We start from the raw sequence: 18,872 nt of genomic DNA, 5'->3' as shown, positions 1-18,872 counted from the left end.
GCCCGCGCCTCGGCGACCCGGCCGGAGCGCCGAGGCGCGCAAGGGTCGTTTAGCACGTGCTAAATCCAGCCTCGCAGCACGGCCGGGGGGTTCTCAAACGATTCCGGTGTGATCTGTCCCGTGCGAGGGGAGAGCCTCACCACTCCCGTGTCCCGGCCGGGGCCGCAGCGGGGACAGGCCCCGGAGGGCCGCCCCCGCAGGGCGGGATCAGCGCCGCGGAGGAGGTCCGGTGCTGCTCCGGACGGTGAGCACGGGCTCCAGGACCAGGTGTCGGCTCCCGGTGCGCCCGTCGTCCAGGCGCTCGGCCACCGAGCGGACCGCGAGCCGGGCCATCCGCGCCGCGTCCTGGCGCACGGAGGTGAGCCGCAGGAAGGGCAGCCGGGCCGTGCGGCTGTCGTCGTAGCCCACCACGGACATGTCGTCCGGCACGGAGGTCCCGGCGCGGACCAGGGTTCCCGCCAGGCCCAGGGCGCACAGGTCGTTGCACGCGACCACGGCGGTCGGGGGCCGGACCCGGGTGAGCAGCGTGCGCGCTGCCCGGGCCCCGGACTCCTCGGTGTAGTCGCCGGGGAGGACGTCGACGCGCCCGGAGAGCCCGTGGGCGGCCATCCCCTCCCGGTACCCCCTCAGGCGCTCACGTGCTCCGGGCAGGTCGCCCCCGTCGACGTGGGCGATGTCGCCGTGCCCCAGGGAGACCAGGTGGTCGACGGCCTGGCGGACCCCGCGCGCGTCGGCGGTCCGGACGCTGTCGGTGCCGGGTGCGCCGGTGCGCTGCCCGATCTCCACCACCGGCACGAGTTCGGCGACCTTGGCCAGGTCGGTTGGGGCGGCGGCGGACATGCCGATGAGGATGAGGGCCTCGCACCGCAGGCCCAGGAGGTCGTCGACGGACTCGCGCTCGGTGCGGGTGGGCAGCATGGCGCTGAGGACGACGCTGTAGTCGAGTTCGGCCGCCACCGGGTAGACGGCCTCGACCACGTGCGCGTCGAGGGGGTGTTCCAGGGTGAACAGCACGCCGACCTGGCGGCTGCGCGTCCGGCGCAGGAGGCGGGCGGCGGTGTCGGCCCGGTAGCCGATCTCCTCGGCCGCCCGCAGGATCTGCTCGCGGGCGGAGGCGCTGGGGCCGGGGCGTCCGCCGAGGACGAGGGAGACCAGCTGCCGGGAGACGCCCACGCGGGCGGCGACGTCGGCCATGGTCGGGCGCCGGGCGGGCCGCTGCCCCCCGGGCCCGCCCGCGTCGGGGTCACCGGGCTTCGGCATCTGCGTCCCCTCGGACTCGCTGGTGTAAGCGCATCGTACTGCGGGGCGCGGCCCCGGCCGTCCGGGAGCCGCCCGTGTCCTCGGCGCGGGGCGCCGGGACGGTCCGGCACCTCGCGGAGGAGATGCGGGAGCCGGGGAGGCCGTGCCGGGGGCCTCGTTCAGCGGGCGGGCCCCGGCCGTCCGCCGGAGCGGCGGGGCGGCCCCGGCGCGGATCACGTGCGGGAGGCACGGGGGAGCGGCGGTCGGGGGAAGGGCGGTGAAAAGGGTCCGGGGACGTGCCGGTGTGGCGGCACGTCCCCGGACGTAGCTGTGGCCCACGTCCCCCAACGCGGGCCACAGCGGGCGCGGCCAGTGTGCACTGAGTGCGGTCTGGCCGCTGGGAAGGCGGATGCAGCGACTGAATACGTGCCGGAAACCCCCATTGCCGACACGAGCGCGTGCATCCGCGCTTGGTTTGTGGTGCGAGCGCCTCACAGGACCTGGGTGGGTGTGGGAAGACTACGGGGTCGGGGTTCGGTCTGGGGCGCTTCACCTGTGAGAACGCTTCGTCTGATTGTGGTGTTCCCGTTCCTCGCACCGATTTTCGGTCCGGCCGGTAAAAAGCAGGTGCTGACTGGGGCAAGGGATGCCTATGCTCCTGCTGTGAACAGCACAGGAGGGGGCGCGGGCACGCCGGGGACGATGACCCTGTGGCGGCCCACGGGGCCCCGGGAACTCGCCCTGGTCAGGGATTCCGGCTGGCGGGAGTGGCCGCCGCGGCTGGCGGAGCAGCCCATTTTCTACCCGGTCCTGAACCGGGGGTACGCGGAGCGGATCGCCAGGGAGTGGAACCTGCCACGCGACGGTGAGGGGCACGTCACCCGGTTCCGCGTGGACGCCGGATTCGCGTCCCGGTACCCCGTGAGGCAGGCGGGCGGGCGCACGATCCTGGAGCTCTGGGTGCCCGCGGAGGAGCTGGCGGAGTTCAACGCCCACCTGCGCGGACCGATCGAGCTGGTGTGGTCCTACCTGCCCGAGCACCCCGAGGGGGTCGCCCCCCGCTGACGGGAGGGGAGCGGGCGGGACCCCGGCGCAGGGGCGGGGTCCCGCCGGTCGGCGTGTCAGGCGTCGGGCACGAGTGCCAGGTCGGGGTCCAGGTCCGTGAGGGCGGCGAGGACGTCGCCGAAGGCGTCCGCGAGCACGACGGGCTCGCGGTCGGTGCGGTCGGCGGCCGGTGCGGAGGGGTCGCGTCGGGGGTCGAGGGTGGTGGCCATGGGGTTCCGGGCGCGGGGGCCGGTGGGGCGCGCCCTCCTCCTTCTCGTGTGATCACGTGCTCGGACGTCCCGGTCGCCGTGACTCCCGGTGACCGCGGGGTTCGGGTCAGGGATAGCACGCGGTGACGACCGTTCGGCTTGCGTCGCACCGGTCTCCCTTCCCCGGGAGGTGTCCGGCCCCTGGGCATGGTCATACCCGCGCACCACATCCGCGTGAACAGACGGCCTCCGGCCTGTGGACGGAGTGCCGGGGACGGGCCGGGCCGACCGCCCGGCGGACCGCTCGGCCACCGGTTCCGGTACCGCGTTCCGGATATGTCGGTCCTGGGCGCGCTCCGGTGTCCGCACCCCGGCCGAGCGGTTCGCGAACCATGCCCCGGTCTTTGCGTGAAATTGGCCTTTCTCTTTTGGAAGCGAGGACGTTCCGTGGGAGACATGTGACGTAAAGTCACCCGATCCCGAGGAAGTTCACATGCCCTACGGATACTCCACAGGTTCCGGAGCGACGCTCGCGGCGACGGGGTTCGCCGTCGGCTACCTCTGGCTGGTCGTCGTCGGCCTCGTCCTGGTCGTTGCCGGAGCGCTGCTCGTCCGCGTCTCCTTCCGCCGGGACAGGGGACCGCTGGAGCGATGACTCTCACTTTCCGCGACCCAGACCGGGCCGGGGGCCGGACCCGGCCGCCGCATGACCCGAACCTGCCCACCGCCAGGACCGCGCGCCCCGGCGCGATGGCGTTCCTGGGGATGCTCGCGTTCGCCGCGTTCACCGTGTGGGGCATGGCCCACGTGGTCGGCGCGGTCGGCGGGTTCCACGAACCCCGGGCGAGCCTGGCCATGGTGTGGCTCGCCTCGTTCCTGCTCCTGTGGTGGGCGCCCTTCGCCTGGCTGGAGAGGCCCGTCCGCGCGACCGCCGACGAGCAGGAGGCGCTCGACTCCCTGACCGTGACGGTCCAGGTCCCCGTCTACAACGAGGACCCGCTGGTCCTGCGCGCGTGCCTGGACTCGGTCCTGGCGCAGAGCCGCACGGTGGACCGCGTGCGGGTCGTCGACGACGGGTCCGTGGACGCCGACGGGGAGCCCTTGGACTACGGCGGCGTCCGCGACGCGTTCCTCGCCCGGGCCGCCGGCCTCGGGGTGGAGGCCACCTGGGACCGCACCGCCAACCGCGGCAAGCGCTTCGCCCAGATGCACGTGCTCGCCGAGGACGACGCCGACATCTTCGTCACCCTCGACAGCGACTCGGTGCTCGACCGCCACGCCGTGAGGGAGGGCCTCGCGCCCTTCGCCAGTCCGCGGGTGCAGTCGGTGGCGGGCCACGTCCTGGTGCTCAACCGGGACGCCAACCTGCTCACCAGGCTCACCTGTGTGCTCTACCTGCCGTTCACCCGGGGCCTGCGCAGCGCCCAGTCGGTCCTGCGCCGGGTGACGATCAACTCCGGCACCCTGGCCTTCTACCGGGCGCAGACGGTCCGCGAGAGCGCGGGGGCCTACGAGAACGAGCACTTCTGGGGCCGTCCCATGCAGATGAACGACGACTCCATGCTCACCTTCTACGCCCTGCTCAAGGGCGACACCGTGCACCAGCCGTCCGCGATCGTCTTCACCCTCGTCCCGGAGCGCCTGCGCCACTACTTCGGCCAGCAGCTGCGCTGGATGAGGGGGACGACGGTGCGGCACCTGTGGTGGCTGAGGTACATGCCGCTGCGCGGCGTGGTGTTCTGGGGGACGGTGACCGAGTACCTGCACATGCTCGTGGCCTACGCGGTCCCGCTGCTCGTGCTGTGCGACGAGGGCCTGCGCGAACAGTGGAGGTCCATCGCGGTCGCCGCACTCGTGATCGGCCTGGCGATCAACTACATCATGGCGCTGCGCCTGTTCACCGTGCGCAGGAGCGACGAGTCGGCGGGCTACCTGCTCCTGCTGTACCTGATCTCCCCCGCGGCCGCGGTGTGGAGGCTCCTGGTGCTGCGGCCCCTGTACCTCTACGCGATGCTGACCTGCAGGCGGATCACCCGCTGGGGCACCAGGGAGGGGGTCGAGGTGGCCATGGCCGGCGGTTCCCCGCAGGAGGGTCCCGAGGCCGCCGCCCGGAGCGCCTCCCAGGGGTGAGGGGAGCGGGGCGGCCGGCGGCGGGAGGAGGGGGCCCATGATCCGAGGGGACCCCTCCTCCCGCGCGGGGCGCCGGTCCTTCCGGGGCGCCGGCGTCCGCGCCCTCCGCTCCGGGAGAGCCGGGGAATACCTGTGTCGCCCCGCCCGTTCCCCGTGATACCTTCATAGGAAATTACTTCTCAGGAAACAATATCGGGGAGCAGGCCATGCAGTTCGGAATCTTCTCAGTCAGCGACGTGACCACCGACCCGACGACGGGACGCACGCCGACCGAGGCCGAGCGGGTCAAGGCGATGGTCGCGATCGCGCTCAAGGCGGAGGAGGTCGGCCTCGACGTCTTCGCCACCGGGGAGCACCACAACCCGCCGTTCGTGGCGTCCTCCCCGACGACGATGCTCGGCTACATCGCGGCGCGGACGGAGAAGCTGATCCTGTCCACCTCCACCACGCTGATCACCACCAACGACCCGGTGAAGATCTCCGAGGACTTCGCGATGCTGCAGCACCTGGCCGACGGCCGGGTGGACCTGATGATGGGCCGCGGCAACACCGGACCCGTCTACCCCTGGTTCGGCCAGGACATCCGCCAGGGCATCCCGCTGGCGCTGGAGAACTACAACCTGCTCCACCGCCTGTGGAGGGAGGACGTCGTCGACTGGGAGGGCAAGTTCCGCACCCCCCTCCAGGGCTTCACATCCACGCCCCGGCCCCTGGACGGGGTGCCGCCCTTCGTCTGGCACGGCTCGATCCGCAGCCCTGAGATCGCCGAGCAGGCCGCGTACTACGGTGACGGCTTCTTCCACAACAACATCTTCTGGCCGGCCACGCACACCAAGAAGCTGATCTCCCTGTACCGGCGCCGCTTCGAGCACTACGGCCACGGCAAGGCCGACCAGGCCGTCGTCGGCCTCGGCGGGCAGGTCTTCATGCGCAAGAACTCCCAGGACGCGGTCAAGGAGTTCCGCCCCTACTTCGACAACGCCCCCGTCTACGGCGGCGGGCCCAGCCTGGAGGAGTTCACCCGCGAGACCCCGCTGACGGTGGGAAGCCCGCAGGAGGTCATCGACCGCACCCTGAGCTTCCGGGACTCCTTCGGCCACTACCAGCGCCAGCTCTTCCTCATGGACCACGCCGGGCTGCCGCTGAAGACGGTCCTGGAGCAGCTGGACCTGCTCGGCGAGGAGGTCGTCCCGGTGCTGCGCAAGGAGTTCGCGGCCGGGCGGCCCGCCCACGTCCCCGACGCCCCGACCCACGCCTCCCTGCTGGCGGCCAGGGGCGCCGGGGGCGACAAGGGCACGGAGGCCGGCCGCGCCTGAGCCCAGGCCCTCCCGGTGCGGGGCGCGGGCGCGCCCCGCACCGGGTGTCAGGCGAGGGTGCCCGGCGCCGCCGGGGAGGTGCTCCCGGCGAAGTACGCCCTGGCGCTCCCGGAGTAGAGCAGCGCGACCACGGTGAAGGCGAACGCGGCGGCGACGAGCTCCGGGAGCCCCGAGACCGGGGTGAAGGCCAGGGCGAGGATGCCCACGCCGTAGACGGCGTTGACGCCCAGGGCCGCGGGCCGCGCGGCGGGCCGGCCCCGGGCGACCATGACGGTGAGCGCCAGCGAGGCGGCCCCGTACACGAGGGCGACGGCGGCGGCCACGAAGATGGCCCAGGCCGGGACCTCGGTCGCGGTCGGCATCGAGGGCGCGGCCTGCGCGGCGAACCCGCCGAGGAGGGCGAGCCCGCCGGCTCCGAGCTGGTAGAGGGTGATCAGGATCAGCAGGACGAGGACCGCGGTGACGCTCGACGGTCTGGTGCGTGCGTTCATGTGACGTTTCCTCCGCGCTAGGGGACGTCTCCTCCCAGGCACATAGCCGCAGGGGAGGGCCCTACACGTGGGTCGCGCGGGCGCCGGGGCGTTCCCCCAGGTGGCGCGGGGGAAACTCATGCGTTCCCGAGGAGCTCGGCCGACCGGTCACGGGGAATAGGCCCCGGGGGCCGGACGTTCCGAGTGTTATCCTTTCCAGGAAACTTCTTCTTAGAAAACCTTTCGCGTGGAGGCCAGGCATGAGCACCCGAAGGATCGTCACCGTGTCGGCGGGGCTGAGCACCCCGTCCTCCACCCGGCTGCTGGCCGACCGGCTCACCGCCGCCACCGAGGCCTCGCTGGCCGACCGGGGGGAGAAGGCCGAGACCCGGGTCGTGGAGCTGCGCGACCTGGCCCACGACATCATGAACGCCATGACGACCCGGGTGCCCACCGGGGAGCTCCCCGGGGTCCTGGAGGACATCGCCGCCGCCGACGGCGTCATCGCCGTCACCCCCGTGTTCAACGCCTCCTACAGCGGCCTGTTCAAGTCGTTCTTCGACATCGTCGAGCCCGAGGCCCTGGACGGGACGCCGGTGCTCGTCGCCGCGACCGGCGGCAGCCCGCGCCACTCGCTGGTGCTGGAGCACGCCCTGCGCCCGATGTTCGCCTACACCCGCTCCGTGGTCGTGCCGACCGGCGTGTACGCGGCCTCGGAGGACTGGGGCGCGGGAGACGGCGGCGGTCGGGAGCTGTCCGAGCGCGTCGACCGCGCCGCACGGCAGCTGGCCCTGCTCGCGGCCGACCACGCCCCCGGGACCGCCGACCCCTACGAGGAGCCCACCTCGTTCGCGGAGCTGATGTCCGGCCTGGGGACCTGACCCCCGCCGCACCCCGAACACGCCCGACCGGGGCGGATCCACGGCGCGCAGTGCACTGCACTGCGCGCCTCCGTTGTGCTCTGCACAACATTGGCACTCCTCCCTTCAACGGAGTCGGACCGGGTGACTACGGTCACTCCACCAGGCTGTCGGTCCCCACCGACCCCACCCCACCGGCCTGGTGAGGGAGTACCGATGCGATTCTCAGGACCCGCGCGCGCCTGCGCGCTCCTCGGGCTTGCCGCCCTTCTCTCCGCGTGCGCGCCCCTCCAGACCAGCGGCGCCGCCTCCGGTGTCGACGAGACGGAGGGAACCCTCCGCGTCTGGCTGTTCTCCGAGGTCGACCAGGCCCCCAAGGAGCGGGTCGTGGAGGCGGCGGTGGAGGAGTTCGAGGCCGCGCACGACGGGGTCGAGGTCGAGGTCCAGTACATCCCGGTGGAGACCCGCGCGGAGCGCTTCCAGGGCGCCTTCCTCGACCCCGCCTCCGCCCCCGACGTCGCCGAGTACGGCAACACCGACCTTGCCGGGTACGTGGAGTCCGCGGGCCTGGCCGACCTCTCCGAGGACCTGGCCGACTGGGGGCCCCGCGCGGACATCTCCGACGACGTCGCGGCCACCGCCCGGGTCGACGGCGCCGACTACGGCGTGCCCTGGTTCCTCGGCGTGCGCGCCCTCTACTACCGCACCGACGTCCTCAGGGACCTCGGGCTGGAGGTCCCCCGGACCCTGCGGGAGGTCGTGGAGACCGGCCGGGCCGTGCGCGAGGAGGACCCGCGGATGCTGGGCGTCTCCGCCGGCGGCGCCTACACCTACGCGATGATGCCGTTCGTCTGGGCGCACGGCGGCGACATCGCCGAACCCGACGGCGACTCCTACACCGCGACCATCGACTCCGCCGAGGCCAAGGAGGGCCTGGAGCTGTACGGGCAGATCCTCTCCGACGACGTGTGCCCGCCCCAGACCTGCTCGGAGATGAGAGGGGACGCCTCCGTGCAGAACTTCGTGGCCGGCAGCGCCGCGATGACCATCGGGGGCAACTTCAACCTCAACGCGGTGCGCGCCAGCGACATCGCCGACGACGCCGCGGTCGTACCGCTCCCGGGCACCGAGCCCGGCAGCATCGCCCCGGCCTTCGCCGGGGGCAACAACCTCGGCGTCCTCGCCGGGACCCAGCGGCGCACGCTCTCCGTGGAGTTCGTGAAGCTGCTGGCCGGGAAGGAGTACCAGCTGCGCATGTACGAGGCCATGGGCAACCTGCCCGTCTTCACCGACGTCCGGGCGGAGCTGGCCGCCTCCGACGACGAGATCGCCCCCTTCGTCGAGACCATCGACGCGGGCACCCGGTTCGTCCCGGTCACCCCCTCCTGGGCGACCGTCGACGCCGAGGGCATCCTGCCGGCCATGGTGCAGCGCCTGGCCGCGGGGGACGCCTCGGTCGACCAGGCCGCGGACGAGGCGGCGCGGGCCCTCGACGACGCCTTCGGGCGGGGGTGACGCGCCGACATGGACAACCGGACAGCTCTTCGCCGCCGCCCGACCGGCGGGCCCTCCGGCAACCGGAGCCGAAGGGTCGAACCCTGGATGTACCTGGTGCCCGCTGCGGTGGTGCTGGGCGGGATGCTGGTCTACCCGCTCTACCAGCTGGTGCTCGTCTCCTTCTTCGACTACCGCCAGCCCCAGGTCACGGGCGCCGAGCCCCTGCGCTTCGTCGGCTGGCAGAACTACCGTGACCTGCTGGCGGACGGCCAGTTCTGGGAGGTGCTGCTCAACACGGTCGGCTTCGCCGCGGCGTGCGTCGTGGGCACGCTCGCCGTGGGCGGAGCGCTGGCCGTGCTCGCCACCCGGCTGACCCCCTGGGTGCGCACCCTGCTCTTCCTCGCCGCACTCGGGGCCTGGGCGACGCCCGCCGTCACCGGCAGCGCGGTCTGGCTCCTGCTGTTCGACCCCACCCTCGGCCCGGTCAACCAGGCGCTCGCCGGGCTGGGCCTGACCGAGTTCACCGGGCACTCCTGGACCTACGACAAGTGGTCGGCCTTCGGCCTCGTCGGCGCGCAGGTGGTGTGGTGCTCGTTCCCGTTCGTCATGGTCACCCTCTACGCCGGCATCCGGGCCATCCCCGGGGAGGTCGTCGAGGCCGCGCGCCTGGACGGCGCCTCCACGTCCCGGATCGCCTGGTCGGTGATGCTGCCGATCCTGCGCCCGGCCGTGACCATCGTGACCATCCAGTCGATCATCTGGGACTTCAAGATCTTCACGCAGATCTACGTCATGACCGGGGGCGGCGGGATCGCCGGACAGAACCTCGTGCTCAACGTCTACGCGTACCAGAAGGCGTTCGCCTCGGGCCAGTACGGGCTCGGCTCCGCCATCGGCGTGATCACCACGCTGCTGCTCCTCCTGATCACGCTCGTCTACCTGCGCGCCCTGCGCCGCCAAGGGGAGGTCCTGTGACGCTCCGCCGACTCAGGAACGACATCGCGGGACTGCTCGTCGCGCTGGTCGTCGCCCTGCCGCTCTACTGGATGCTGCTCTCGGCGCTCAGGCCGCGCGCCGAACTGGAGGCCGGCGACACCGCGCCCTACACCCTCGCCCCGTCCCTGGACTCGTTCCGACGGGTGCTCACGGTCGACGGGTTCGGCCAGTACCTGCTGAACAGCGCGCTGGTGGCGGTCGTGGTCGTGACCGCCTCGACCCTCTGCGCGTTCCTGGCCGCGGTGGCGCTCACCCGCTACCGCTTCCGGCTCCGCACCACCCTGCTCGTCATGGTGCTGGTGGCGCAGATGGTCCCGGTGGAGGCGCTGACCATCCCGCTGTTCTTCCTCATGCGCGCGGTGGGCCAGGGGGTCCCCGAACTGGGCCTGAACCACCTGGGATCGCTCATGCTGGTGCACACGGCGTTCGCCCTGCCGCTGGCGATCTGGATGCTGCGCAGCTTCGTCTCGGCGGTCCCCCGGGAGCTGGAGGAGGCGGCCTGGCTGGACGGCGCCGGAAGCCTCGCCTTCGTCACCCGGGTGCTCTTCCCCCTCGTGGCCCCGGGCGTGGTGGCCTGCAGTATCTTCTCGTTCATCATGACGTGGAACGACTTCCTGTTCGCCCGGACCTTCATCATCTCGGCGCAGGAGAACCAGACGCTGCCGATCGCCCTGCTGTCGCTCTTCAAGCCGGACCAGAACGACTGGGGCGGCATCATGGCGGGCTCGGTCCTGATGACGATCCCCGTCCTGGTGTTCTTCCTGTTCGTGCAGCACCGCCTCGCCTCGGGGCTGGGAGGGGCGGTGAAGGGGTGAACCGGGTCCCGGCGCCCCGGCGCAACTCGTCGGCGTCCCTGCGACGCGCGCTGGCCATCGTGGACTTCGTCCGGGCGAGCCCGGCCGGGAGCGGCGGCGCGACCCTCACCGAGGTGGCCGAGAACGTGGGGGTGAACAAGAGCACGGTGCTGCGCCTGTCCGTTCCGCTGGTGGAGTACGGCCTGCTCACCCGTGACCCGCGCAGCGGGCGGTTCCGCCTGGGCACGGCCGCCCTCACCCTGTGGCAGGCCTACCTGGACGACATGGAGCTGCGCTCGGTCGCCTCGGACCACCTGCGCGACCTCATGAGGCGCACCGGGCACACCTGCCACCTGGTGCTGCTGGACGGCCACGACGTCGTCTACGTGGACAAGGTGGAGAACACGGCCACGGTCCGGATGGCCTCGCGGATCGGCGCGAGGATGCCCGCCTACCGCACCGCGGTGGGCAGGGCGATCCTCGCGTTCTGCCCGGACGACCTCGTGGAGGACGTGGTGGCGGCGGGCCTCCCGGCGGTCACCGCGAGGACGGTGACCGATCCGGCGGTCCTCGCCGGGGAGCTGCGCCGGGTGCGCGAGCGCGGCTACGCCATCGACGACCGGGAGAACGAGCCCGAGGTGCGCTGCGTCGCCGCACCGGTGTTCGACCACAACCGCGACCCCGTGGCGGCGATCAGCGTCTCCTCCCTCGTGAGCCGGCTGCCGGTGGTCGAGGTGCGCAGGCTGGGGCCGGAGGTGGCCGCCGTGGCCGCGCGCATCTCCGCCGAGCTGGGCGGCGGACGGGCCGAGGCCGCGGCCGGTGCGCGTCGGGGCGGGTAGGGGGCGCCGCGGCCCCGCTCCCCGGAGCCGTGGCCGGGAGGCGTCCGCGGGGACCGCCCTCCCCGGGGGCGGCCCCGACCCCACCCTGGCCTAACGCTGTTAGTTAGGCTCGGGGGATGGACTCCGCGCGCATCTACGAGACGTGTCAGAACCGCCTGCTCGACCTGGCCGCCGCCCTCGACGGGGAACAGCTCGGCGCCGTCGTTCCCGCCTGCCCCGACTGGACCGTCCGGCAGGTCTACGCCCACCTCGCCGGGCTCTGCGCCGACGTGGTGCACGGCGATGTCACCCCTCCGGCCGGCGACGAGGTCACCGCGCGCCAGGTCGCCGACCGGGAGGGCCGCGGCCTCGAGGCCGTCCTCGCCGAGTGGACCCGCACGACCCCGGCCCTGCTGGAACTCCTCGCCGCCCGGAGGCGCAGGCGCCACAGCCTGCCAGCCCTGGACGTGTGGCACCACGAGAACGACGTCCGGGGAGCCCTCGGCCTGCCCGCGCAGACCGAGGACGCCGACCAGCTCGCGGACTTCCCGCTGGGCGGCCTGGCCGGGGGGTGGTCCGCACAGCTCCCGCCGGTGCGCGTGGTCGCGACCGACACCGGCCAGGAGTGGGCGCTCGGCGGGGGCGCCGCGCTCACCCTCAGGGGCACGGCCTTCGAGCTCGCCCGCGCCGTGACCGGTCGGCGCAGCGTCGCCCAGATCCTCGCCATGGACTGGAGCGGCGGCGACCCCGCGTCAGCGGCCCCGTTCCTCCCGACGCTGCCCGCGCCCGCGGCCGACCTGGCCGTGTGACGGGAACACGGTCCCGTCCCCCGCGGACCGGGACGGCGGCCCGCGACAGCGGGGGGCGGCGCCCGGTGCCTCCGCGTCCACCGGCATGTGCAGAGATGGCCACGTCTTGGCGAAAGCGGAACCCGGACCGGGCGCAGACTGGGTAGAGAGCCCGTCCGGTCAAGGGTTGGCCGCCCGGGCGGAGAGGGGAGGGCCGGACGATGTCCACCCGTACCGAGACGGATCCGCGGTTCGACAGCGGGGCGTTGACGCGCGCCGTCGAGTCGGCAGACGCGGACGCGATGCTCGCGCTGTTCGCGGACGACGCCGAGATGGAGATGATCGACAAGAGGGCGCAGCCCAGCAGGCCGGCGGTCCTGCACGGCAAGGCCGCCATCGCGCCGGCGCTGCGCGAGGTCTTCTCGCGCGACATGACCCACGAGGTCCTCGACTGCGTGGTGGACGCCGACCACGCCGCCTACACCGAGCGCTGCTCCTACCCCGACGGCACCCGGGTCATGAGCATGACCATGCTCGACCTGAGGGACGGGCGGATCTCCCACCAGTCCACGGTGCAGGCCTGGGACGAGCCGGCGGCCCCGCAGCCGGAGACGGGCGACTTCGCCCGGGCTGAGGAGACCGAGGTCCTCGACCGGGCCCGCACGGAGGCACTGCGGGTGGGCGGCCACACCGCCGTCCGGATGACGCTGCAGCCCGGTTGGCGCTGGACTGTGGACATGGCCGAGTCCAGGGGCACCGCGAAGTGCATGGCGAACCACCGCGCCTACATCGTCTCGGGCGCCCTGCGCTGGAGGATGGACGACGGCACGGAGGGCGAGGCGCGCGCCGGACAGGTCGTGTGCCTGCCGCCCAACCACGACGCGTGGGTGCTCGGCGACGAGCCCGTCACCCTGGTCGACTGGCCGGTGGCCGAGGGCTGACCGCCGCGGCGGACCGACGCGCCCCGCGGTCCGGGGCGCGTCGGTCGCGCGTGTTCCGGAGCGGGCGCGGGGTCCGGTCCCGTCCCGGCTCCGCCGGGCCCCGGGACGGAGGGTCCGGCGGTCTCCGGTCCCTGTTTCGGTCACGCTTCCCGCTGTCTGTCCGAAAAGCCCTGTAGATCACGAATCCTGGGTCGGATTCCTCTGGTTGACCCCATTGCAGGCGCTTATCAATGGTGTTAACTTTTCGGCACTGCTCATGGGAGCGCTCCCGAAACGGGATCGGGGCCCCCTGGGCACCGGAAGGCACCGCTAGCGAGACCGGCGCGGACACCGCGCCCCCCATGGCCCGCACCGTCGACGCCGACGCCGCCGCGGCCAGCGCCCCCCGTCCTCAAGGCCCGCACAAGCCCCCTGTCTCGGCCCCCCGCTGCCCCCCGCCGAGGCGCCGCCACACCCCGGCCGACGCACCGCCCGGGGCGCCGCGCCCCTGCTCCGCGGCACCGGAGAGGCCCCAGCGGGGCACCCTCCGAGGAGAACGATGTGACCGACCGACCCGCAACCCGCCGCCGCAGACGGCGGTGGCCCCTCCCCGCGGCCGTGAGCGCCGCACTCGTGGCGGCCGCCTTCACGGCGGTCCCCTCCGCCCAGGCCGGCCCCGCCGAGCCCGCCTCCACCTACGAGTACACGCCCGTGGCCGACGCGCTCCTGGCCGAGAACCCGGAGATCACCGAGTACGAGGCCTCCTTCCTGGAGCAGTACGACAAGATCAAGGACCCGTCCAGCGGCTACTTCCGCGAGTTCGACGGCCTCCTCGTCCCCTACCACTCCGTGGAGACCCTGATCGTGGAGGCGCCCGACCACGGGCACGCCACCACCTCGGAGGCCTTCAGCTACTACCTGTGGCTGGAGGCGACCTACGGGCGCGTCTCCGGCGACTGGCAGCCGTTCAACGACGCCTGGGCCTCCATGGAGGCCTTCATCATCCCCGGGACCGCCGACCAGCCCACCAACGGGGCCTACGACCCCTCGTCGCCGGCCACCTACATCCCCGAGTCCCTGGACCCCAGCGACTACCCGATGCCGCTCGACCAGGGGGTGGAGGCCGGGCAGGACCCCCTCGCGGCCGAGCTCAGCAGCACCTACGGGACCGACGAGGTCTACGGCATGCACTGGCTGCTGGACGTGGACAACACGTACGGCTACGGGTTCTGCGGCGACGGCGGCGACGAGGCCCCCGCCTACATCAACACCTTCCAGCGCGGCTCCAACGAGTCGGTCTGGGAGACCGTGCCCCACCCCTCCTGCGAGACGTTCGCGCACGGCGGCGACGACGGCACCGGCTACCTCAACCTGTTCGTCGACGACCCGCAGGCCTCGGAGCAGTGGCGCTACACCAACGCCCCCGACGCCGACGCGCGCGCCGTCCAGGTCGCCTACCTCGCGCACGAGTGGGCGAGCGAGCAGGGCAACGAGTCCGCCATCGCGGAGAACGTCTCCAACGCGGCGATGATGGGCGACTACCTGCGCTACGCGATGTTCGACAAGTACTTCAAGGAGGTCGGCGACTGCGTCGGCGCCCAGTCCTGCCCGCCCGGAACGGGCAAGGACTCCGCGCACTACCTCATGGCCTGGTACTACTCCTGGGGCGGCGCCCTGGAGAGCGCCCAGTACCCCTGGGCCTGGCGCATCGGCGGGTCCTCCGCCCACCAGGGCTACCAGAACGTGATGGCCGCCTACGCGCTCTCGGAGGTCGACGAGCTCCGGCCGGAGTCGGCCACCGGGGCCGACGACTGGGGCACCAGCCTCGACCGCCAGCTGGAGTTCCTCCAGTGGCTCCAGTCCTCCGACGGCGGCATCGCCGGCGGCGCGACCAACAGCTGGGAGGGCACCTACGCGCAGCCCCCCGCGGACACGCCCACCTTCTACGGCATGTTCTACGACGAGAAGCCGGTCTGGCACGACCCGCCCTCGAACCGGTGGTTCGGCTTCCAGGTCTGGGACATCGAGCGCGTGGCCGAGTACTACCGCATCAGCGGGGACGAGCGCGCCGGGGACATCCTCGACTCCTGGGTGCCCTGGGCCATCGCCAACACCACCGTCGGCGAGGGCGGCGACTTCGCCGTCCCGGCCGACATGGAGTGGAGCGGCGCCCCCGACGACTGGACCGGTGAGCCCACGGGCAACCCGGACCTGAGCGTCGAGGTCGTCTCGCACAACCAGGACGTCGGCATCGCCGCCGGTCTGGCCAAGACCCTGATGCACTACGCCGCCGCCACCGGCGACACCGCCTCCCAGGAGACCGCCGAGGGCCTGCTCGACGCGCTGCTGGTCCACCAGGACGACCTGGGCGTCGCCGTCCCCGAGACCAGGGCGGACTACGAGCGCTTCGACGACCCGTTCGACTCCCCGAACGGCGGGCTCTACGTCCCCGACGGCTGGACCGGGCAGATGCCCAACGGCGACGTGATCGACTCCGACTCCACGTTCGCCTCCATCCGCTCCTTCTACGAGCAGGACGAGGACTGGCCGCAGGTCCAGGCCTACCTGGACGGGGGAGAGGCCCCCGAGTTCACCTACCACCGCTTCTGGGCGCAGGTCGACGTGGCCACCGCGCTCGCCACCCACGGCGAGCTGTTCGGCGGCGCGGCCGGGGAGGGCGGTGAGGGCGCGGGATAGGCACGGACCACCTCGGGGCCGGGCGCCGCGGGCGCCCGGCCCCCATCCCGCAAAGCCACATCGTGGAAAGGTAGGAGACACCATGTCGGAGAACACGGGGCACCTGCGCCGCCGTGCCGGAGCCGTCGCCGCGACCGTCCTCGCGGCCGGCCTGCTCGCCGGGGGCTTCGCGGCCTCCGCCCACGGGCAGGAGGAGCCGTCGGCGGGGACCGCCCAGGAGGAGACCCTCCGGGACCTGGCCGACCAGCGGGGCGTGTTCATGGGCACCGCCCTCGCGTCCCACCGCCTCGGAGAGGCCGAGTACGCGGAGACCGCCTCCGCCGAGTTCAACTCCGTCACCCACGAGAACGACCTCAAGTGGGAGGCGGTTCAACCGCAGCGGGGCCAGTACTCGTGGGCGGGCGCCGACCGGGTCGTGGACTTCGCCGAGGCCAACGGCCAGGACGTCCACGGACACACCCTGGTCTGGCACAGCCAGCTGCCCTCGTGGGTGTCCGGCGGCGGATTCACGGCCGACGAGCTGCTGGCCGTCATGGACGACCACATCAGCACGACCATGGGCCGCTACGCCGGGCGGATCGACACCTGGGACGTCGTCAACGAGCCCATCGGGGACGACGCGCGGTTCCGGGACTCGGTCTTCCACCGCACCCTGGGGGAGGACTTCGTCGCCGAGTCCCTGCGCATGGCCAGGGCGGCGGACCCCGCGGCGGAGCTGTACATCAACGACTACAGCATCGACGGCGTCAACGCCAAGAGCGACGCCTACTACGACCTGGTCGTCGACCTGCTGGACCAGGGCGTCCCCCTGGACGGGATCGGCTTCCAGAGCCACCTGATCGTCGGACAGGTCCCCGCCAGCATGCGCCAGAACATCGAGCGGTTCACGGACCTCGGGTTGAAGGTGCGCATCACCGAGCTCGACATCCGGATGAACGTCCCCGCGAGCCAGGCCGACCTGGAGCGGCAGGCGGACGACTACCGGGAGGTCGTGACCACCTGCCTGGAGGTCGACGGCTGTACGGGCGTGACCGTCTGGGGCGTCACCGACGCCTACTCCTGGGTCCCCGACCACTTCGACGGCCAGGGCGCGGCCCTGCCCATCGACGAGTCCTACCAGCCCAAACCCGCCTACTGGGCGGTCCACGAGGCCCTCGGGGGCACCCCGGGCCCACAGCCGACCGACCCGCCCACGGAGGAGCCCACCGACCCGGCCGGGGACTGCGAGGCCGAGTACCGCGTCACCAACCAGTGGCCGAACGGTTTCCAGGCCGAGGTGACCGTCACCGCCGGCAGGGACCTCGACGGATGGACCGTGACCTGGGACTTCGGCGGAGGGGAACGCGTCGGCCACGCCTGGAACGCCTCCGTCTCCAGCAGCGGGTCCGCCGTCACCGCCGTGAACGCGGTCCACAACGCCAGGGTCGCGGCAGGCCGGTCCACCTCGTTCGGCCTCACCGGCACCCACGACGGGACCGTCTCCGCACCGGAACCCGTCTGCACCGGGACCTGACCCCGCGGGCCCGCCCGCCCCACGACGGGGCGCCGGGGACCGTGGGCCGCCTCCCACGGCGGCCCCCGGCCGGCGCCCACCGACCGCCACCGGCCCGCCCCTCCTCGGGCCGGTGGCGCCCGGACCCCTCCGCGACACACCCCCCACCACTGGAGAACCCATGGTCACACGCCTGCTCATCGCCCTCGGGGCGGTCCTCGGCCTCGTCACCGCCCTCCTCGTCCACACCGCGCCGGCCCACGCCGACACCGGGTTCCGGGTCAGCGACGGCCGGCTCGTCGACGCGGCCGGGAACGACTTCGTCATCCGGGGCGTCAGCCACGCCCACACCTGGTACCCCCAGGAGACCGGCGCCCTCGCCGACATCAAGTCCCTGGGCGCCAACACCGTCCGCGTCGTCCTCAGCAGCGGGCAGCGCTGGACCGAGAACAGCGCCGCCGACGTCGCCGTCGTCGTGGCCGACTGCAAGGCCAACCGGCTGATCTGCATGCTGGAGGTGCACGACACCACCGGCTACGGCGACCAGGACGGGGCGGCCACCCTGGACCAGGCCGTCGACTACTGGCTGCGCGTCCAGGACGCCGTCGAGGGGGAGGAGGACCACGTCCTCGTCAACATCGGCAACGAGCCCTTCGGCAACGACGCCGCCACCAACCAGAACTGGGCCTCCGCCACGGGCGAGGCGATCAACCGGCTGCGCGACGCCGGGTTCGACCACACCCTGGTCGTGGACGCGCCCAACTGGGGCCAGGACTGGTCGGGGACCATGCGCGACAACGCCCAGGGCGTCTTCGACGCCGACCCCGACGCCAACACGGTGTTCTCCGTCCACATGTACGGGGTCTACCAGCAGGAGGCCACGGTGGTCTCCTACCTGGAGCACTTCACCGACGCCGGCCTGCCGCTGATCGTCGGCGAGTTCGGCATCGACCACAGCGACGGCAACCCCGACGAGGACGCCATCATGGCGCACACCGAGCGCCTGGGCCTGGGCTACATCGGCTGGTCCTGGAGCGGCAACGGCTCCCCCGTGGAGTACCTCGACATGGTCGAGGGGTTCGACGTCGACAGCCTCACCCCCTGGGGCGAGCGCATCTTCCACGGTCCCGACGGCATCGCCGAGACCTCCGTCGAGGCCCCGGTCTACGGCGGCCCGGGAGAGCCCACCGACCCGCCGACCGAGGAGCCCACCGACCCGCCCACGGAACAGCCCACCGACCCGGACGGGGACTGCGGGGCCGAGTACCGCGTCACCAACCGGTGGCACGACGGGTTCCAGGGCGAGGTGACCGTCACCGCCGCGACCGACATCACCGGCTGGACCGTCACCTGGACCGCCGGCGCGGGCGAGGCCGTGGGCCACGCCTGGAACGCCACCGTCTCCAGCAGCGGATCCGCCGTCACCGCCGTCAACGCCCCCTACAACGGAGCGCTCGACGCGGGCGAGTCCACCTCGTTCGGCTTCACCGGCACCCACGGCGGCACCCTCTCCGCTCCCGCGCTCTCCTGCTCCGCCTGACCCGTACCGGGTCGGAACAGAAACCCCGGCCGCGCCGCCCCGCGCGGCCGGGCCTCCCCCAC

17 protein-coding genes are annotated in these 18,872 nt (G+C 72.7%); 14 read left to right on the top strand and 3 right to left on the bottom strand.

The annotated features are described in order from the left end of the window. Nucleotides 1-207: 207 nt before the first annotated feature. The gene (locus tag ACQPYD_RS17095) at nucleotides 208-1,194 is read right to left on the bottom strand and encodes a LacI family DNA-binding transcriptional regulator (protein ID WP_433702078.1); all 987 of its coding nucleotides are present in this window, start codon (nucleotides 1,192-1,194) and stop codon (nucleotides 208-210) included. Nucleotides 1,195-1,941: 747 nt separating this feature from the next. Here ACQPYD_RS17095 and ACQPYD_RS17090 point away from each other — a divergent pair. Beyond that, nucleotides 1,942-2,304: an ADP-ribosylation/crystallin J1 gene (locus ACQPYD_RS17090; RefSeq protein WP_433702077.1), complete on the top strand. Its 363-nt coding sequence runs from the start codon at nucleotides 1,942-1,944 to the stop codon at nucleotides 2,302-2,304. A gap of 56 nt (nucleotides 2,305-2,360) precedes the next feature. On the opposite strand, the gene ACQPYD_RS17085 is transcribed toward ACQPYD_RS17090, so the two are convergent. Then, nucleotides 2,361-2,513 (bottom strand): hypothetical protein, encoded by a 153-nt coding sequence (locus ACQPYD_RS17085; RefSeq protein ID WP_433696592.1) that lies wholly within the window; start codon nucleotides 2,511-2,513, stop codon nucleotides 2,361-2,363. Nucleotides 2,514-2,985: 472 nt separating this feature from the next. Here ACQPYD_RS17085 and ACQPYD_RS17080 point away from each other — a divergent pair, with 472 nt between their 5' ends. The 3 genes from ACQPYD_RS17080 (at nucleotide 2,986) to ACQPYD_RS17070 (ending at nucleotide 5,938) form a co-directional block, all read left to right on the top strand. Further along, a complete protein-coding gene (locus tag ACQPYD_RS17080; protein WP_402910920.1) occupies nucleotides 2,986-3,147 on the top strand; it encodes an LPXTG cell wall anchor domain-containing protein in 162 nt (53 codons plus the stop codon). After that, nucleotides 3,144-4,622 (top strand): glycosyltransferase family 2 protein, encoded by a 1,479-nt coding sequence (locus tag ACQPYD_RS17075; protein ID WP_433696591.1) that lies wholly within the window; start codon nucleotides 3,144-3,146, stop codon nucleotides 4,620-4,622. Before ACQPYD_RS17080 ends, ACQPYD_RS17075 begins: the two co-directional genes overlap by 4 nt. A gap of 206 nt (nucleotides 4,623-4,828) precedes the next feature. Then, nucleotides 4,829-5,938 carry an LLM class flavin-dependent oxidoreductase gene (locus ACQPYD_RS17070; RefSeq protein ID WP_433696590.1) on the top strand — a complete coding sequence of 370 codons (1,110 nt, stop codon included), beginning with the start codon at nucleotides 4,829-4,831 and terminating at the stop codon, nucleotides 5,936-5,938. A 47-nt stretch (nucleotides 5,939-5,985) separates the two neighbouring features. Here ACQPYD_RS17070 and ACQPYD_RS17065 read toward each other — a convergent pair whose 3' ends face one another. After that, entirely contained in the window at nucleotides 5,986-6,429 is a 444-nt protein-coding gene (locus tag ACQPYD_RS17065) for a hypothetical protein (RefSeq protein ID WP_433696589.1), read from the bottom strand. A gap of 239 nt (nucleotides 6,430-6,668) precedes the next feature. On the opposite strand from ACQPYD_RS17065, the gene ACQPYD_RS17060 reads away from it, so the two are divergent. From ACQPYD_RS17060 to ACQPYD_RS17015, 10 genes are all read left to right on the top strand, one after another. Beyond that, nucleotides 6,669-7,289, top strand: coding sequence for an FMN reductase (locus ACQPYD_RS17060; protein ID WP_433696588.1), 621 nt, complete (start codon nucleotides 6,669-6,671; stop codon nucleotides 7,287-7,289). Between the two features lie 195 nt (nucleotides 7,290-7,484). Further along, nucleotides 7,485-8,783, top strand: a complete 1,299-nt coding sequence (locus ACQPYD_RS17055; RefSeq protein WP_433696587.1) for an extracellular solute-binding protein — start codon at nucleotides 7,485-7,487, stop codon at nucleotides 8,781-8,783. An 87-nt stretch (nucleotides 8,784-8,870) separates the two neighbouring features. Next, a complete protein-coding gene (locus ACQPYD_RS17050; RefSeq protein ID WP_433696586.1) occupies nucleotides 8,871-9,740 on the top strand; it encodes a carbohydrate ABC transporter permease in 870 nt (289 codons plus the stop codon). Beyond that, entirely contained in the window at nucleotides 9,737-10,576 is an 840-nt protein-coding gene (locus ACQPYD_RS17045; protein WP_433696585.1) for a carbohydrate ABC transporter permease, read from the top strand. The genes ACQPYD_RS17050 and ACQPYD_RS17045 overlap by 4 nt, the downstream gene beginning before the upstream one ends. Then, entirely contained in the window at nucleotides 10,573-11,394 is an 822-nt protein-coding gene (locus ACQPYD_RS17040; protein WP_433696584.1) for an IclR family transcriptional regulator, read from the top strand. Before ACQPYD_RS17045 ends, ACQPYD_RS17040 begins: the two co-directional genes overlap by 4 nt. Nucleotides 11,395-11,510: 116 nt before the next feature. Beyond that, the gene (locus tag ACQPYD_RS17035; RefSeq protein WP_433696583.1) at nucleotides 11,511-12,182 is read left to right on the top strand and encodes a maleylpyruvate isomerase family mycothiol-dependent enzyme; all 672 of its coding nucleotides are present in this window, start codon (nucleotides 11,511-11,513) and stop codon (nucleotides 12,180-12,182) included. A 200-nt stretch (nucleotides 12,183-12,382) separates the two neighbouring features. Then, nucleotides 12,383-13,102 (top strand): nuclear transport factor 2 family protein, encoded by a 720-nt coding sequence (locus tag ACQPYD_RS17030; RefSeq protein ID WP_433696582.1) that lies wholly within the window; start codon nucleotides 12,383-12,385, stop codon nucleotides 13,100-13,102. Between the two features lie 540 nt (nucleotides 13,103-13,642). Beyond that, nucleotides 13,643-15,778 (top strand): glycoside hydrolase family 48 protein, encoded by a 2,136-nt coding sequence (locus tag ACQPYD_RS17025; protein WP_433696581.1) that lies wholly within the window; start codon nucleotides 13,643-13,645, stop codon nucleotides 15,776-15,778. An 82-nt stretch (nucleotides 15,779-15,860) separates the two neighbouring features. Further along, nucleotides 15,861-17,291 (top strand): endo-1,4-beta-xylanase, encoded by a 1,431-nt coding sequence (locus tag ACQPYD_RS17020; protein WP_433696580.1) that lies wholly within the window; start codon nucleotides 15,861-15,863, stop codon nucleotides 17,289-17,291. Between the two features lie 160 nt (nucleotides 17,292-17,451). Continuing rightward, nucleotides 17,452-18,810 carry a cellulase family glycosylhydrolase gene (locus ACQPYD_RS17015; protein WP_433696579.1) on the top strand — a complete coding sequence of 453 codons (1,359 nt, stop codon included), beginning with the start codon at nucleotides 17,452-17,454 and terminating at the stop codon, nucleotides 18,808-18,810. Nucleotides 18,811-18,872: the final 62 nt, after the last annotated feature.

The sequence above is a fragment of the Nocardiopsis sp. CA-288880 genome (assembly GCF_050955985.1).
GTDB lineage: Bacteria > Actinomycetota > Actinomycetes > Streptosporangiales > Streptosporangiaceae > Nocardiopsis > Nocardiopsis tropica.
This window is presented reverse-complemented; position numbering and strand designations above follow the sequence as displayed.